General features: G+C 65.9%; 13 protein-coding genes. 5 read left to right on the top strand and 8 right to left on the bottom strand.

What is annotated here, in order from left to right:
* Positions 1 to 12: 12 nt before the first annotated feature.
* Entirely contained in the window at positions 13 to 1,263 is a 1,251-nt protein-coding gene (locus tag QU595_RS01980; protein WP_315918599.1) for a D-amino acid dehydrogenase, read from the bottom strand.
* 59 nt (positions 1,264 to 1,322) lie between these two features.
* Positions 1,323 to 2,318 carry a UDP-glucose 4-epimerase GalE gene (galE, locus tag QU595_RS01975; protein ID WP_315918598.1) on the bottom strand — a complete coding sequence of 332 codons (996 nt, stop codon included), beginning with the start codon at positions 2,316 to 2,318 and terminating at the stop codon, positions 1,323 to 1,325.
* A 301-nt stretch (positions 2,319 to 2,619) separates the two neighbouring features.
* Here galE and hemA point away from each other — a divergent pair, with 301 nt between their 5' ends.
* Positions 2,620 to 3,897: a 5-aminolevulinate synthase gene (gene hemA, locus QU595_RS01970; protein WP_315918597.1), complete on the top strand. Its 1,278-nt coding sequence runs from the start codon at positions 2,620 to 2,622 to the stop codon at positions 3,895 to 3,897.
* Between the two features lie 36 nt (positions 3,898 to 3,933).
* Here hemA and QU595_RS01965 read toward each other — a convergent pair whose 3' ends face one another.
* Complete coding sequence (locus QU595_RS01965; RefSeq protein WP_315918596.1) at positions 3,934 to 5,100, bottom strand: pyridoxal phosphate-dependent aminotransferase; 1,167 nt, start codon at positions 5,098 to 5,100, stop codon at positions 3,934 to 3,936.
* A 102-nt stretch (positions 5,101 to 5,202) separates the two neighbouring features.
* Positions 5,203 to 5,628 (bottom strand): large conductance mechanosensitive channel protein MscL, encoded by a 426-nt coding sequence (gene mscL, locus QU595_RS01960; RefSeq protein ID WP_315920652.1) that lies wholly within the window; start codon positions 5,626 to 5,628, stop codon positions 5,203 to 5,205.
* Between the two features lie 289 nt (positions 5,629 to 5,917).
* Between mscL and QU595_RS01955 the strand changes: the two genes are divergently transcribed.
* Positions 5,918 to 9,415: a NahK/ErcS family hybrid sensor histidine kinase/response regulator gene (locus tag QU595_RS01955; RefSeq protein WP_315918595.1), complete on the top strand. Its 3,498-nt coding sequence runs from the start codon at positions 5,918 to 5,920 to the stop codon at positions 9,413 to 9,415.
* Positions 9,416 to 9,420: 5 nt separating this feature from the next.
* On the opposite strand, the gene QU595_RS01950 is transcribed toward QU595_RS01955, so the two are convergent.
* Both QU595_RS01950 and QU595_RS01945 read right to left on the bottom strand, forming a co-directional pair.
* Positions 9,421 to 10,080 (bottom strand): response regulator transcription factor, encoded by a 660-nt coding sequence (locus QU595_RS01950; RefSeq protein WP_315918594.1) that lies wholly within the window; start codon positions 10,078 to 10,080, stop codon positions 9,421 to 9,423.
* A 176-nt stretch (positions 10,081 to 10,256) separates the two neighbouring features.
* Positions 10,257 to 10,676 carry a hypothetical protein gene (locus tag QU595_RS01945; RefSeq protein ID WP_410000490.1) on the bottom strand — a complete coding sequence of 140 codons (420 nt, stop codon included), beginning with the start codon at positions 10,674 to 10,676 and terminating at the stop codon, positions 10,257 to 10,259.
* Positions 10,677 to 10,808: 132 nt separating this feature from the next.
* Between QU595_RS01945 and QU595_RS01940 the strand changes: the two genes are divergently transcribed.
* Together QU595_RS01940 and QU595_RS01935 are read left to right on the top strand one after the other, a co-directional pair.
* Positions 10,809 to 11,159 carry a DUF952 domain-containing protein gene (locus tag QU595_RS01940; RefSeq protein WP_315918592.1) on the top strand — a complete coding sequence of 117 codons (351 nt, stop codon included), beginning with the start codon at positions 10,809 to 10,811 and terminating at the stop codon, positions 11,157 to 11,159.
* The gene (locus QU595_RS01935; RefSeq protein ID WP_315918591.1) at positions 11,156 to 12,232 is read left to right on the top strand and encodes a quinone-dependent dihydroorotate dehydrogenase; all 1,077 of its coding nucleotides are present in this window, start codon (positions 11,156 to 11,158) and stop codon (positions 12,230 to 12,232) included. The genes QU595_RS01940 and QU595_RS01935 overlap by 4 nt, the downstream gene beginning before the upstream one ends.
* A gap of 7 nt (positions 12,233 to 12,239) precedes the next feature.
* Here QU595_RS01935 and QU595_RS01930 read toward each other — a convergent pair whose 3' ends face one another.
* Both QU595_RS01930 and QU595_RS01925 read right to left on the bottom strand, forming a co-directional pair.
* Entirely contained in the window at positions 12,240 to 13,499 is a 1,260-nt protein-coding gene (locus tag QU595_RS01930) for an MATE family efflux transporter (protein ID WP_315918590.1), read from the bottom strand.
* 111 nt (positions 13,500 to 13,610) lie between these two features.
* Positions 13,611 to 13,874, bottom strand: a complete 264-nt coding sequence (locus tag QU595_RS01925) for a DUF6460 domain-containing protein (protein WP_315918589.1) — start codon at positions 13,872 to 13,874, stop codon at positions 13,611 to 13,613.
* Positions 13,875 to 14,111: 237 nt separating this feature from the next.
* Between QU595_RS01925 and QU595_RS01920 the strand changes: the two genes are divergently transcribed.
* The gene (locus tag QU595_RS01920; protein WP_315918588.1) at positions 14,112 to 15,320 is read left to right on the top strand and encodes an amino acid ABC transporter substrate-binding protein; all 1,209 of its coding nucleotides are present in this window, start codon (positions 14,112 to 14,114) and stop codon (positions 15,318 to 15,320) included.
* Positions 15,321 to 15,341 lie beyond the last annotated feature (21 nt).

Raw genomic sequence — 15,341 nt, 5'->3', positions numbered from 1 at the left:
GCTGCGCCGGGTTCAGTTGCGATAGAGCAGCCCCTGCGGATCGATCTCCGGCTTGCGGCCGGCGACGAGGTCGGCGACGAATTTTCCCGAGCCGCAGGCCATGGTCCAGCCGAGATGGCCGTGGCCGGTATCGAGATAGAGGTTCCTGTATCTGGCGCGGCCGAACACCGGCACCGAACTCGGCATCATCGGCCTAAGACCGGCCCAGAGCTCCGCCTTCTTCTCGTCGAAAGCGCCGGGGAACAATTCATGCGCCGTCCTGAACATGGCGGCGAAGTTGCGGGGCGCATGGGTGCGGTCGAAGCCGGTGAATTCGGCTGTCGAAGACACGCGCAGACGGTTGCCCAGCCGGGAATAGCCGATGAGGCGGTCCTCGTCGGCGCCGCCCATCGTCGGGCCCCTCGCCTCGTCTTCCAGCGGGATCGTCGCGGCATAGCCCTTCACCGGATAGACCGGCAGGTCGATGCCGTAGCGGCGCCCCAGCAGCCCGCTTTCGGGTCCCATGGAGAGCACGATCGCATCGGCCAGGACCGGCCCTGCCGAGGTGCGCACCGCCCGCACCGTGTCGCCTTCGATATCCAGCCCCTCGACGGTCGTGCCGAACCGGAAATCGACGCCGAGCCTGTCGGCCGCGTAGGCGGCGAGCTTTTCCGCGAGCTGGCGCGAATCGCCGGTCTGGTCGATGGGCGAATAGATGCCGCCCGCGATCCTGTCCTTCGCCTGCGCGAGCCCCGGCTCGATCTCGGCGATGCGGTTGCGGTCGATCACCTCGATGGGCAGCCCGTGCTCGCCGAGGAAGCCGTATGTCCTGGCGCCATGCTCGAAACTCTGCTCCGAGCGCCAGAAATAGAAGATGCCCTTCTTGCGCTGGTCGTAGGCGATGCCGGTTTCCTCGGCGAGCGCATTGATGCAGTCGCGCGAATAGAGCGCCATGCGCAGCTTCACCAGCGTGTTGGCGCGCAGCCGCGCGGTCGTGCACTGGCGCAGGAAGCGCAGGCTCCACAGATAGAAAAACGGGTCTGCGCGCAGGCGCACCTTGATGCCGAGATCGTCGCGGAAGATGCCGCGCACGAAGGTCTTGAGCGCCGCCGGCGAAGCCCAGGCGGTGGCGTCGCCCGGCGACACGAGCCCGGCGTTGCAGTAGCTGGTGCCGCGCGCCACCGTCTCGTGGCGCTCGAGGACGGTGACCTCGTGGCCGTCGCGCGCCAGATAATAGGCGGCGGCGGTGCCGACCACGCCTGCGCCCAGGACCGCAACTTTCATGGACTTCCCCCGCCCCCGAATGCCAACCCAGATATCGAAGATGCGCTTATAGGGCGCGATCAGCCGCGCGACGAGTTCTTTGTGGCAAGGATGCGCTCCCATTCGAGAGCGTGGGTGACGATGAGGTCGAGATCGTCGCGCTGCGGCTTCCAGCCGAACTCGGCGCGGGCGAGATCGGAATTCGCAACCACCGCCGCCGCATCGCCGGCCCGCCGCTCGCCCATGCGCACGTCCAGGTCGTGGCCGAAGACGCGGCGTACCGCTTCGATCACTTCCAGCACCGAATAGCCGTGGCCGTAGCCGCAATTGGCGACCAGGTTGCCGCCGCCGGCGCGCAGCCGCTCCAGCGCCAGCCGATGTGCGGCGACCAGGTCGCCGACATGGATGTAGTCGCGGATGCAGGTGCCGTCCGGCGTCGCATAGTCGGTGCCGTAAACCTGCATGAAGGGCCGCTTGCCGAGCGCGGTTTCGCTGGCGACCTTGATGAGATGGGTGGCGCCCGGGGTGGACTGGCCCGTGCGCCCCTTCGGGTCGGCGCCGGCGACGTTGAAGTAGCGCAGCGCCGTGTAGCGCAGGCCATAGGCGGCCGCGGCGTCGCGCAGCATCCACTCGCTCATTAGCTTGGAGAGGCCGTAGGGCGATTCGGGCGCAAGGCGCGCGTCCTCGCGCACCGGCTCCAGCCCCGCGCCGCCATAGACGGCGGCGGTCGAAGAAAAGATGAAATTGGGCACGCCGGCACGCACCGCCGTCTCGATCAGCGTGCGCGTCTTGCAGGTGTTGTTTTCGTAATAGGCGAGCGGGTCTGCCACCGATTCCGGCACGACGATGGAGCCGGCGAAATGGATGACGGCATCGACGCCATGGTCGCGGATCAGTCGCGTCACGAGATCGCGGTCGCCGACATCGCCCACGACCAGTTCCGCTTCCGGCGCGACCGCCCAGTCGAAGCCGGTGGACAGACGGTCGAGCACGACCACTTTCTCGCCCGCGTCCAGCAATTCCCAAACCATATGGCTGCCGATATAGCCGGCTCCTCCCGTGACCAGAACCGCCATCATCAATCCTCTTGTTTTACGGAAAACTGTCTCAATCGCACCGCGTGTGCCCAACCTGCCCAAAAACTCTTAGGATGCAATGACCGACGCGAACCAATGAAATCTTGGGACCCGCTGAAAAGTAACGTGCATTGCCCGCACGAAGCATCATCCCGAAACATGGTTGATCCACATCAAAGCGCCGCACCTGCCGTTCGGGTTCGGTGACCGGCGTTCCGGGCGTGGCATTTTGACCGCTCGGGCCCGATGGACGACAGCAAGGCCAATGATTATGATCCCGCGCGAAACTTGGGACGACAGCATGAATTACCGGCGGTTCTTCGAGGAAGCGATCGATCAGCTCCACGCGGAGCGACGCTACAGGGTTTTCGCTGATCTCGAGCGCATTGCCGGCAAATTTCCCCGCGCCATCTGGCGCGCCAACGGCCGCGCTCAGGAAATCACCGTCTGGTGCTCCAACGACTATCTCGGCATGGGCCAGCACCCCGACGTCGTCGAAGCCATGCGGCAGGCGGCGGGCGGCATGGGCACCGGCGCCGGCGGCACGCGTAACATTTCCGGCAACAACCATCCGCTGGTGGAACTGGAAGCCGAGCTTGCCGATCTCCACGGCAAGGAGGCCGGCCTCGTCTTCACCTCCGGCTTCATCTCCAACGAGGCCGCGATCTCGACCATCGCGCGGCTTCTGCCCAACTGCCTCATCCTGTCGGACGAGCTGAACCACGCCTCGATGATCGAGGGCGTTCGCCGTTCCGGGGTCGAGAAGAAGATCTTCCGCCACAACGACGTGGCGCATCTGGAAAGCCTGCTGCAGGCGGCCGGGCGCGAGCGCGCCAAGCTGATCGTGTTCGAGAGCGTCTATTCGATGGACGGCGATATCGCGCCGATCGAGGCGATCGCCGATCTCGCCGAAAAGTATAACGCCATGACCTATATCGACGAGGTCCATGCCGTGGGCATGTATGGCGAACGCGGCGGTGGCATCACCGAGCGCGAGGGTCTCGCGCACCGCATCGACGTCATCGAGGGAACGCTCGCCAAGGCCTTCGGCACGCTCGGCGGCTACATCACCGGCACCGCCGCGGTCATCGACGCGGTGCGCTCCTATGCGCCGGGCTTCATCTTCACCACGGCGCTGCCGCCGGCCATCGCCGCTGCCGCGACCGCCTCCATCCGCCACCTCAAGACCTCCCAGGCCGAGCGCGACGCACAGCAGCGCCAGGCCGCCGAGACGAAGCGCATCCTCGCCGATGCCGGCCTTCCGGTCATGGAATCGGCGACGCATATCGTGCCGGTGCTGGTGGGCGATCCCGAGCTTTGCAAGATGGCGTCGGACCGCCTGCTCGGCGTGCACGGCCTCTACATCCAGCCGATCAACTATCCGACAGTGCCGCGCGGTACCGAGCGTCTGCGCATCACGCCGACGCCGTTCCATTCCGACGAACTGATCGCCGAATTGCGCGAGGCGCTGGTCGAGACCTGGAACGCGCTGGGCATTCCCTTCAACACCGTCGATCGCCCGGCGATGGCCACGAGCGACCGCATCGTGCCGTTGCTGGTGCCGAAATCGGGCGGCTGAAGCCGCTTCGGCACCAGTCTCAAGCTCTAATCGTTTTCAGGCCGTCCCGATCCAGCGGGCCAGCCGCTTGACCGCGTCCTCGACCTGGTCCAGACGGCGGTGGAAGCACAGCCTGAAGAACCTGTCCCATCCTTCACCGAAGGCCGAGCCCGGCGCCAGGCCGACATTAGCGCGGTCGACGATGTCGAACGCCGCCTGGCGAGAATTCTCGATGCCGTCGATGGAGAAGAACAGATAAAAGGCGCCCTGCGGCACGGCAAAGCGCGCCCTGCCGGTGCGGCCGAGCAAGCCGCAGGCAAGGTCCCTCGCCTGCCTTGCCCGCGCCACCTGCTCGGCGATGAAGGCATCGCCGTCTTCCAGCGCCACGACCGCACCACGTTGCATGAATTGCGCAACGCCGGAGGTCGAATACTGGATCAGATTCTCGAACACCTGCTGCAGCGCAGGATGCGCCTTCAGCCAGCCGATGCGCCAACCGGTCATCGCCCAGTTCTTGGAGAAACTGTTGACGTAGAGGATGCGGTCTTCCGCTTCCGCGATGTCGAGGAAGGACGGCGCACGGCCGCCCTCATAGTAGAAAAGCGAATAGATCTCGTCGGCGATGATCCACAGCCCCTTGCGGCGCGCGAGGTCGAGGATGGCGGCCAGCGTCTCCCTGTCGGCGGTCCAGCCGGTCGGGTTGGACGGGCTGTTGACGAAGACGGCCCGCGTCGCTGGGGTTATGGCGGCCTCGATCCTGTCGACGTCGCAGGACCAGCCATTGTCGGAATAGTCGAGCGGCACGGCAACCGGCTTCGCGCCGGCCACGCCGGCGGCCGCCGCCAGGTTCGGCCAAGCCGGCGAAAGATAGATGACTTCGTCGCCCTTGCCGGCAACGGCGTCGATGGCAAGCTGGATGGCATGCATGCCCGAGCCGGTGACGATGAATTCCTCCGGCCCGAAGCGCCGGCCGAAATGGCGCTCATAATAGCGGGCCAGAGCCTGCCGCAGTTCCGCGATGCCCTTCTGCCAGGTGTAGAAGGTTTCGCCCGCCACCAGCGCGCGGGCGGCCGCATCGGCGATGAAGGGCGGCGTCGGCAGGTCGCCCTCGCCCGCCCACAGCGGGATCAGCCCCTCGCGTCCGCGGCCGTGGTTTATCACGGCGACGATGCCGCTCTCGGGTGCCGCCAGCGCCTCCGCGCGAAGAGTTTCTATGATGGTCATGCTGCGCCTGTCCCCGAAATCGTGTCACAGCCTTTTACACCGGCCGGACATAAAAAACCCCGGCCGCCGCGGACCGGGGTTTTGGTCCAGACGGACAAGGGATTATTTTCTGGCCGCCAGAAGGTCCCGGATTTCGGTGAGCAAAGCGACATCGGCCGGCGGAGGCGCAGGGGCAGCCTCGGGCTTCTGCCTTTCGACGCGGCGGCGCAGGTTGTTCACCATCTTGACCATGAGAAAGATGATGAAAGCCAATATAATGAAGTTCAGGACGACGGTGATGAAGCTGCCATAGGCGAAGACGGCACCCTGCTTCTTGGCGTCAGCCAGAACGGGCGAAGTAACCGTAGAAGACAGGCCGAAGAAGTAGTTATTGAAATCCAATCCGCCGAAGATCGCCCCCACGATCGGCATGATGATGTCGTTGACGAGCGAGTCGACGATCTTGCTGAAGGCGGCGCCGATGATGACACCGACCGCCAAATCCATGACATTGCCTTTGGATATGAACTCCTGGAATTCCTTGAGCATCCGATCCTCCTTGTGACGACAGGCGGCAGCACCCGCCCGCCCGCGCGCGATTCGGCCGCGGGTGTCCACATTAGCAGAAACCTTTGGTTGCAGAACGGGCAAACGGCGGCGCGCCCGCTTTTGCCGGCCCGCCGCGACCACGCCGCCACAACCATGTCATGACGGTCCGGCGGCCGCTCCCGTGCTGCGAACGTCGCGATGGACGACGGGGCCAAGCTGTGATTGCCTTCGCGACAGCCGCCGGCCACCGGCAGCCGGTCGCGGCGGCGACAAGGGAGGAACGCGAGGCTTGCAGGGCTGGTTCATCGTCATCGTGGCGCTCGCCTATGTGACGTTCCTGTTCGTGGTGGCGAGCCTGGGCGACCGGCTTTCCAGCGGCCACGGACCGGGTCGGCCGCGACCCTTCATCTTCGCGCTCAGCCTGGCGATCTACTGCACCTCGTGGACCTTCTTCGGCTCGGTCGGCCTGGCATCCGAGCGCGGGCTCGAGTTCCTCGGCATCTATATCGGCCCGGTGCTGGTGTTCCTGTTCGGTTTCCCGCTGCTCAACCGCATCGTGCGGCTGGCCAAGACCGAGAAGATTACCTCGGTGGCCGACTTCCTCGGCGCGCGCTACGGCAAGAGCTTCACCGTGGCGGCAATCGCCACGCTGATCGCCACTATAGGCGCGGTGCCGTATATGGCGCTGCAACTCAAGTCGATCTCCGGTTCCGTCAGCCTGATGGTCGAGCATTATACGGGCGCGCCGCCCTCCTTCGATCCGTTCGTCAGCGACATCTCGCTCATCGTCGCCATGCTGCTGGCATTGTTTTCCGTGCTGTTCGGCACCCGGCATGCCGACGCCACCGAGCACCAGGACGGGCTGGTCCTGGCCGTGTCGGTGGAATCGGTGGTCAAGCTCGCGGCCTTCCTCGCCATCGGACTGATGGTGACGTTCATCATCTTCGACAGCCCGGGGGAAATGCTGCGCACGCTCGCAGCCAGCGGGCAGGTGCGCGCCTCGATGGGCTACGGCACCTCGCTCGGCACGTGGCTGGTTCTGACGGGGCTCAGCGGCTTCGCCATCCTGATGCTGCCCCGGCAATTCTACGTCACAATCGTGGAGAACCGCAGCGAAGTGGAACTGCGCACCGCGACCTGGGTGTTCCCGATCTATCTGGTCGCCATCAACCTCTTCGTGCTGCCGATCGCGCTTGCCGGGCTCACTATGGTCGGCGGGCGCACCAGCAGCGACCTCTACGTGCTTTCGCTGCCGCTTTTCACCGATCATGACGGGCTCGCGATCGTCGCCTTCGTCGGCGGCTTCTCCGCCGCCACGGCGATGGTGATCGTGGAAAGCGTGGCGCTGTCGATCATGATCTCCAACGACCTTGTCATCCCGCTTTTCGTACGCCGGCTGGTGCGTACGGCCAATTCCGAGAACGAGAACTGGTCGACGCTGATCCTCAACGTGCGGCGGGCGGCGATCTTCATCATCCTGTTCGTGGCCTTCCTCTACTATCGCGCCAGCACCGACAGCGCCCGCCTCTCCTCCATCGGCCTGATGTCCTTCGCCGCCATCGCCCAGTTCGCGCCGGCGCTGATCGGCGGACTGATCTGGCGCGGCGCCAACGGCAGGGGCGCAGCGCTTGGCATGACGGCCGGCATTCTGATGTGGGCCTACACGCTGCTGTTTCCCTCGCTGGTCGATGCGAGCAACTCCGTCGTCGCCCATGGGCTGTTCGGGCTGGAGGCGCTGAGGCCCCAGCAATTGTTCGGCACGGCGGCCGAGCCGCTGAACCACGGCGTGATGTGGAGCCTTTCGCTGAACCTCCTGTTCTTCGTGCTGGGCTCGCTGTCGCGCGCCTCCGCGCCGCTGGAGCGCATTCAGGCGTCGATCTTCGTGCCGCGCGAGGCGAACCCGATGCCCAGCCTGCGCCGCTTCCGCACCTCCACCACGGTGAACGACCTGAAGGACACGATCTCGCGCTATCTCGGCGTGGAGCGAACCGAACGCTCGTTCCAGTCCTTCGAGACCACCAGCGGCACCACGCTCCACGGCCATGAGCAGGCCTCCATGGAGGTCATCCGCTTCTCGGAACAGCTTCTGGCCAGCGCCGTCGGCTCGTCCTCCGCCCGGCTCATCCTGTCGCTGCTGTTCCGCCGCAACGACCGCGGCTCGAAGGACGCGTTCCGCCTGCTCGACGACGCCACCGAAGCGCTGCAGCACAATCGCGACCTGCTGCAGATCGCGCTGGACCAGATGGAGCAGGGCATCACCGTCTTCGACAAGGACTTCCGGCTGATCTGCTGGAACCGCCAGTACAGGGCGCTGTTCTCGCTGCCGGACGAGATGGGGCAGGTCGGCGTTTCGCTGGACCGCATCTTGCGCCATCTCGCCGAACGCGGCGACATCGCGCCCGAAAGCCAGGTGGCGATGCTCAACCGGCTGACCAGCTTCGACGGGCCATGGCAGGTCGAGCTGAAGACCAGCGGACGCACGCTGGAACTGCGCTCCGCACCGATGCCGGATGGCGGCGTCGTGGCCACCTATGCCGACATCTCCGCCGAGGTCGCCGCCGACCTCGCGCTCAAGCGCGCCAACGAATCGCTGGAGCAGCGCGTGCACAGCCGCACCGCCGAACTCACCCGCGTCAACGAGGAACTGGCGCAGGCGCAGATGCTGGCCGAGGAAGCGAACCTGTCCAAGACACGCTTTCTCGCCGCCGCCGGCCACGACATCCTGCAACCGCTCAACGCGGCGCGGCTCTATTGCGCCTCGCTGATCGAGAAGGCCGGCAAGGGCGCGGCCGGCGAGGCGGCGGCGAACATCGAATCCTCGCTGGAATCGGTGGAGACGATCCTGGGGGCGGTGCTCGACATCTCCCGCCTCGACGCCGGCGCCCTGAAGCCGGAGGAAAGCTCGTTCCGGCTCGACGGGCTGCTGCGCCAGATCGGCACCGACTTCCAGCCCATGGCGGTGGCCAAGAAACTGGATCTGAGGATCGTGCCATCTTCCATCTGGACCGAGACCGACCGCAACCTGCTGCGGCGGGTGGTCCAGAACCTCGTCTCCAACGCCATCAAATATACGAGGCAGGGCCGTGTCCTCGTCGGCGTGCGCAGGCGCGGCGAACTGGTCGAACTGCAGGTGATCGATACCGGCATCGGCATCCCGCCGGACAAGCTGAACACCGTGTTCCGCGAATTCACGCGGCTCGACGAGGGCGCGCGCGAGGCGCAGGGCCTCGGGCTCGGGCTCTCGATCGTGGACAGGATCGCGCGGGTGCTGCGGCTGGAAATCCGCATCTTTTCCGAAACGGCCAAGGGCACGCGCTTTTCCGTGCTGCTGCCGATAGCGCCGGCCCAGGCGCCGGTCGGGGAACCCGTCGCGCGCGCACCCTTGAAGGCATCGGCGACACTTGCGGGACTGGAGGTGGCCTGCATCGACAACGACGCACGCATCCTGGACGGCATGCGGCTGTTGCTGGAGGGCTGGGGCTGCACCGTGGCCACCTATACGGGCCTGGCCGACGTGGAGGCGCATGCGGGATCCGGGCGACGTCCCGACATCGTGCTGGCCGATTACCACCTCGACGGCGCCACCGGACTCGACGCCGTGGCCATGTTGCGGGCCGTGCATGGCGAGGACCTGCCGGCGATCCTGATCACGGCGGATCGTTCCGCGGAAGTGCGCATGGCAGCCGCGGGGCTCGACGTGCCGCTGCTCAACAAGCCGGTGAAGCCGGCCGCGTTGCGTTCCATTCTGGCGCGGCTGAAGCCGCTGGCGTCGGCTGCGGCCGAATAGATCGCTCAGCCAGCCGCCTGCAGCGGGTCGCCGCCGATCTTGCCCAACTGGATGACCGCCTGGGTGCGGCTGTCGACGCCGAGCTTCTGCAGGATGGCCGAGACATGCGCCTTGATGGTGGCTTCCGAGACGCCCAACTCGTAGGCGATCTGCTTGTTGAGCAGCCCTTCGGCCAGCATGCCGAGCACGCGCGTCTGCTGCGGCGTCAGGGTCTGTAGGCGGCGGATCAGGTCGGAGACCTCCGGGTCGCGTTCCACGCCCAGGTCCATGCCGACGGGCGCTGCGATATCGCCTGCCAGCACCGCGCGCACCGCGGCGCGGATGTCGTCCATGCTGGCGGATTTGGAGATGAAGCCCGAGGCGCCGAGGTCGAGCGCGCGGCGGATGGTGACGGGATCGTCATGCGCCGACACGATCACCATCGGCACGGTGGGATGGATGCCGCGCAGCGAAATCAGGCCGGAAAGGCCGCTGGCGCCCGGCATGGACAGATCGAGCAGCACCAGGTCGATGTCCTCGTTTGCCTGCACCAGCGCCTTGGCGCTTTCGAAATCGCCCGCCTCATGGATGACGGCTACATCGCCGAGACCGGACAGGGCCTCCTTCAAGGCGCCGCGAAACAAGGGATGGTCGTCGGCGATGACGAAGCTGTGGCCTGCCGGCAAGTTATTCCTCCCCAATGCCCCTGCTCCGCACGTTCGCGAAGGCCCGCCCGCCGATCCCGGCGCACGGCAGCGGGATTATGCGGCCACGGACGGCGTTTTCAAGCGGCAATGGGCGTGTAACAAGCGAAACGAAGCCGGATTCGGGATACAATCGCGACGAAACCAGGCCCGTGAAGCTATGTCCTGTCCGGCACCGCCTTGTTCGGGGTGGCGTTGTCTTCCTTGTTGAAGTCCCTCGCCATGTCCATGAAGCGACGCATGAAACGCTCCATGTAGCTCATGGTCTTGTTGAAATCTTCCTCGCTCGGCAGGCTGGACTCAAGCCGCGCCGAGAGGGAATTCTCCAGTTTGGCGACGCGCGCGTCCAGCGCTTTGATCGAGCCCTGCAACCGGTCTATCTCGTCCTGAAAAGCACCGCGCTCGTCAGCGGCGACACGGCAGACCAGTTGGCCGGACTTTTCCTGGCACAGCGACATGGCGCCCGTCTGCGTGTCCATGCGCACATAGCCGTCATCGGTCTTCTCCAGCCGGTAGCGCTGTTGATCCTCGGCCTGCCCGGGAACCGCCAGCATCGGCACGGCGAACAGGGCCGCCATGGTGGAAAGCAACATGAGTTTCGGGCGCATCTCGGCCTCCTTCGCGAATATCGCCACCATGACGACGATTTATGCCGGAAATGGGGACGGCGTGCCCTTCCCCGGTCCCGTCATTCGGATTATAGCGCAGCCATGTCACGATTGATCTACAAGATCGCGCCGGAGCCGTTGTGGCGGGACGCGGAGCGCGCGGGAACCTTCGCCGGCGCGCCTGTCGACCTCGCCGACGGCTTCATCCATTTCTCGACGGCGGAGCAGCTGGCCGAAACCGCCGCCAGGCATTTCGCCGGGCAAGACGGCCTCGTTCTGGTGGCCATAGACGAGACCCGGCTTGGCGACGGCCTGAAATACGAGCCGTCGCGCGGCGGCGCGCTGTTCCCGCATCTTTACGGGCCGCTCGACCTCGCCGCCGTCGTTTGGGTGCGACCCCTGCCGATAGGCGCCGACGGCAGGCACCACTTCCCGCCGCTGGAGCGGCCATGAGCCTCATCGACCGGCTGGGCCGGCAGTTCCTGTTTTCCTTCGACCCCGAAACCGCGCATGGCTTGTCGATCTCGGCGCTGCGCTGCGGCCTGCCCGTCGCGGGCCGCGCACCGCGCGATTCGCGGCTGAAGGTCTCGATCTGCGGACTGGACTTCCCCAACCCGCTCGGCATGGCCGCCGGCTACGACAAGAACGCGGAGGTGCCGGACGCGCTGCTGGGGCTCGGCTTCGGCTTCGCCGAGGTCGGCACGGTGACGCCGCTGCCGCAGTCCGGCAATCCGAAGCCGCGCATCTTCCGGCTGACGCGGGACGAGGCGGTGATAAACCGGCTCGGCTTCAACAATGAGGGCCACGACGCCGCCGAAGGCCGGCTTGTCGCCCGCAAGGGCAGGCTTGGGATAGTCGGCGTCAATATCGGCGCCAACAAGGACAGCGCCGACCGCAGCGCCGATTATGAAAAGGGCGTCGTCCGCTTCGCGGCGCTCGCTTCCTATCTCACCGTCAACATCTCTTCCCCCAACACGCCCGGCCTGCGCAACATGCAGGCCCGCGAGCAACTGGCCGAACTGCTCTTGCGCGTCATCGCCGCCCGCGAGGCCGCGGCGGCAAGGCCGCCGGTCTTCCTCAAGATCGCGCCGGACCTCGTGGAAGCCGAGCTGGAGGACATCGCCGCCGAGGTGACGCAAAAGGACCTCGACGGCGTGATCGTCTCCAACACCACCATCTCGCGCCCGCCGCTCAGGAGCGGCGCCCTCGCCGGTGAGACCGGGGGGCTTTCGGGCAAGCCGCTGTTCGAGCGCTCGACCGTCGCGCTTGCCAAGATGCGCAAGCTGCTCGGGCCCGAACGCGCGCTGATCGGGGTCGGCGGCGTGGACAGCGTGGAAACGGCGATGGAAAAGATCCGCGCCGGCGCGGACCTCGTCCAGCTCTATACCGGGCTGATCTATGGCGGGCCGGCCCTGCCGGGGCGCATCCTCAGGGACATGGTGCGGGCGATGGATCGCGAAAAGCTCTCCTCGATCCGCGGCCTGCGCGACAGCAAATTGGACGTCTGGGCCGCAAAACCGCTGTAACGGCAGTTCAGAAGGCCGTTCTCGCGCGCACGCGCAGCACCGAGAACAGGCTGAGGCCGCGCACCAGCAGGAAGGTATGCAGGGCTGCCCAGAGGCCGTGATTGCCCAGCAGCGGCGTCAGCGCCAGCATGGCGGCCACGAAGGCCGCGAAGGACAGCAGCATCATGTTGCGCATGTCGCGCGACCAGGTGGCTCCGATGAAGACGCCATCCATCTGGAAGGCGAGCACGCCGCTCAACGGCGTGAGCGCGGCCCAGGGCAGGTAGGTGTCCGCCATGGCCTGCACCTCCCTGGAGGTCGTCACGATCCCGACCAGCCCGGTCCCGAATGCCAGCATCGCCAGCGCGGCGAAACCGGACAGGCCGAGGCCCCACAGCAGGGTGAGGCGCACGGCTTTTCGGAAGGAGGCTTCGGCGCGCGCGCCGATGGCGCGGCCGGCAAGCTGCTCGGCCGCGGTGGCGAAGCCGTCGAGGAAATAGCCGGCGACAAGAAAGAAATTCATCAGCACCGCGTTGGCCGCCAGCGTGACCGTGCCGAACTGGGCGCCCTGACGCGCGAACAGGGCGAAGGCCGCGAGCAGGGAAAAGGACCGGATCATGATGTCGCGGTTGAGGGACATCATCGACAGCAGCGCCGGCAGGTCGAGCACGCGCGCGAACGGCAGCCTCGGAGCCGAGCGGAAGCGGCGGGCGACGATGGCGAAGCCGAGCAGCATCGCGACCAGCTCGCCCCCGAACGTCGCCCAGGCGACACCGGCGACGCCCCAGCCCATTTCGAGGCCGAGGACGAGCGACAGCACGATGTTGATCCCGTTCAGGACGAACTGCAGGAGCAGGCCGAAGGAGCCCTCGCCGCGCCCGAGCACGAAGCCCAGGATCGAATAGTTGATGAGGGAGAAGGGCGCGGCCAGCATGCGGATGCGCACATAGGTGTCGAGCGCCTCGTTGACGCGCGGCTCCGCGCCCATGAACCATTTGCCGCCGGCCGCCGCCAAGGGCGCACACGCGGCCAGCACCACCCCCGCCACCAGGGCCACGAGAATGGCGCGCCAGAATACGGCCTGCTGTTCGGCGGCATCGCCCCGCCCGAACGCCTGCGCGACCAATCCCGTGGTGCCGGAACGCAGGAAGTTGAAGGTGGTGAAGACCACGTCGAACACCAGCGCCCCCGCAGCCAGGCCGCCAAGCAACGCGGCGTCGCCGAACCGGCCGACGACGATGGTGTTCACCAGCCCGAGCAAAGGCGTCGTCAGAAAGGCGAGCGTCATCGGCACCGCGATGGCGAGCACCGAGCGGTTGGAGACGGCGAAGGGTCGCGTGCCTGCCGATGACGCCTGGTTCAGACGAGCCTCCTCCCGTGCCGCCGCTATGCGGCCGACCTATTTGCGGTAGCTGAGCAGCCGCAGGACGATGAAGGCCGGAATGACGATCGCCGCGCCGAGAAGGAAATAACCGAAGAAGCGGCCGAGCGCACGGAAGCCCATGTGCCAGATGTCCAGGAAGAAGTCCCGGATGCCGTAAAGCACGTCATAGGGCGTCCAGCCGAAGGCGTGCATGACCAGGCCGACCAGAAACGAGACGACGATGAGTTTGACGATCACGCGAAGCGGCGTGTCGCCGAGAAAGCGCTGCAGTGCGGACAAACCCGATCTCCGGCGTTCAGGAACACACCGACAGATACGCGCTGGAACGTGAGGCTTCAAGCCGCGGAAAGCTTTTGCGGCAGGACGGCCAAACAGCGGATCGGGAGACGGATTGGGCGAAAGTATAACAACATTCCACGCGCTCCGGATGCCGGCGGCGGGAACGGACTCGCGTTTTGCGTGTTAATGCAGCAGGGCGACGGGGGTTCCGGCGCGCCCGCATTCGAGGAGGAATTCATGTCCAGAACGATCGTGCGTCTCGCCGGCGCGCTCCTGGGGGCTGCGGTCGCATTTTCATCGCTGCCGGCCCAGGCGGCCGACATCGTACTCGGCGCATCCGTGCAGCTTACCGGTCCCGAATCCAACACCGGCCGCTATTACAAGGACGCCTATCAGTTCACCGTCGACAAGATCAACGAGGCGGGCGGCGTGAAGGTCGGCAACGAGCAGCGCAAACTGGCGTTGAAGATCTACGACAACCAGTCGGACGTGAACCTCTCCGTGCGCCAGTACACGCAGCTCGTGTCCAAGGACAAGGTCGACCTGCTGCTCGGGCCGTTCGCCAGCAATTTCGCTTTGGCCGACTCGGCGGTCTCGGAGAAATACCGCATTCCGATGATCCAGGGCGGCGGCGCCTCCGACCAGATTTTCTCGCGCAAGTTCAAATACATATTCGGAACGCTGGCACCGGCCAGCAATTATTTCGGCTCCACCGTGGAGATGCTGACCAAGCTCGACCCGGCGCCGAAAAGCGTCGCGCTCCTCTATGCCGACGACGCCTTCGACGTTTCCGTGGCCGACGGCACGCGGCCGCTGCTCCAGAAGGCTGGGCTGACGATCGCCATAGACGAGCGCTACACCTCCAACGCCAGCGACTTCAATTCGCTGCTGTCGCAGATCAAGAGCGCCAATGTCGACGTCGTGCTCGTTGCCGGGCACGAGACGGAAATCCTGAATTTCGTGCGCCAGGCCAAGAGCCTCGCCGTCGCGCCGAAGCTCTATTCCTTCACCGTCGGCGTGCCGAGCGAGGATTTCCGCAAGGCACTGGGCGCCGACGCGGACTATGCCTTCGGCATGTCTGCCTGGCTGCCTTCGGCAGAGCTGAAGGATCGCTGGTTCGGCGACGCAGCGAAGTTCGCCGAGGCCTACAAGGCCAAGTACAACTACGATCCGGACTACCACGCCGCCTCCGGGGCAGCCGATGTCGAGGCGCTGGCGCAGGCCATCGAGAACGCCGGCACGGTGGACCCGGCCAAGGTTCGCGACGCGATCGCCGCGCTGAGCTTCGACAGCCTCTACGGCAAGATCGCCTTTGCCGAAAACGGCCAGATCAACCTGCCGCAGACCGTCATTCAGGTGCAGGGCGACAAGCTGGCGGCGGTCTACGGCGCCAAGGGGTTCATGGAGAAGCCGAAATATCCCATGCCGGCCTGGGATAAGCGCTAAACTGCAAATTCGATGGTCGCG

The sequence above is a fragment of the Mesorhizobium sp. SP-1A genome (assembly GCF_032460275.1).
In the GTDB taxonomy this organism is placed as follows: domain Bacteria; phylum Pseudomonadota; class Alphaproteobacteria; order Rhizobiales; family Rhizobiaceae; genus Mesorhizobium.
Note: the sequence above shows the minus strand (reverse complement) of the source record. Positions and strands in the feature narration are given on the sequence as shown.

Excerpts from the sequence above, each read along its gene's own strand:
- QU595_RS01980 (WP_315918599.1), bottom strand. The coding sequence starts at position 1,263 with ATGAAAGTTGCGGTCCTGGGCGCAGGCGTGGTCGGCACCGCCGCCGCC.
- galE (WP_315918598.1), bottom strand. The coding sequence starts at position 2,318 with ATGGCGGTTCTGGTCACGGGAGGAGCCGGCTATATCGGCAGCCATATG.
- hemA (WP_315918597.1), top strand. The coding sequence starts at position 2,620 with ATGAATTACCGGCGGTTCTTCGAGGAAGCGATCGATCAGCTCCACGCG.
- QU595_RS01965 (WP_315918596.1), bottom strand. The coding sequence starts at position 5,100 with ATGACCATCATAGAAACTCTTCGCGCGGAGGCGCTGGCGGCACCCGAG.
- mscL (WP_315920652.1), bottom strand. The coding sequence starts at position 5,628 with ATGCTCAAGGAATTCCAGGAGTTCATATCCAAAGGCAATGTCATGGAT.
- QU595_RS01945 (WP_410000490.1), bottom strand. The coding sequence starts at position 10,676 with ATGGCGGCCCTGTTCGCCGTGCCGATGCTGGCGGTTCCCGGGCAGGCC.
- QU595_RS01940 (WP_315918592.1), top strand. The coding sequence starts at position 10,809 with ATGTCACGATTGATCTACAAGATCGCGCCGGAGCCGTTGTGGCGGGAC.
- QU595_RS01935 (WP_315918591.1), top strand. The coding sequence starts at position 11,156 with ATGAGCCTCATCGACCGGCTGGGCCGGCAGTTCCTGTTTTCCTTCGAC.
- QU595_RS01930 (WP_315918590.1), bottom strand. The coding sequence starts at position 13,499 with ATGACGCTCGCCTTTCTGACGACGCCTTTGCTCGGGCTGGTGAACACC.
- QU595_RS01920 (WP_315918588.1), top strand. The coding sequence starts at position 14,112 with ATGTCCAGAACGATCGTGCGTCTCGCCGGCGCGCTCCTGGGGGCTGCG.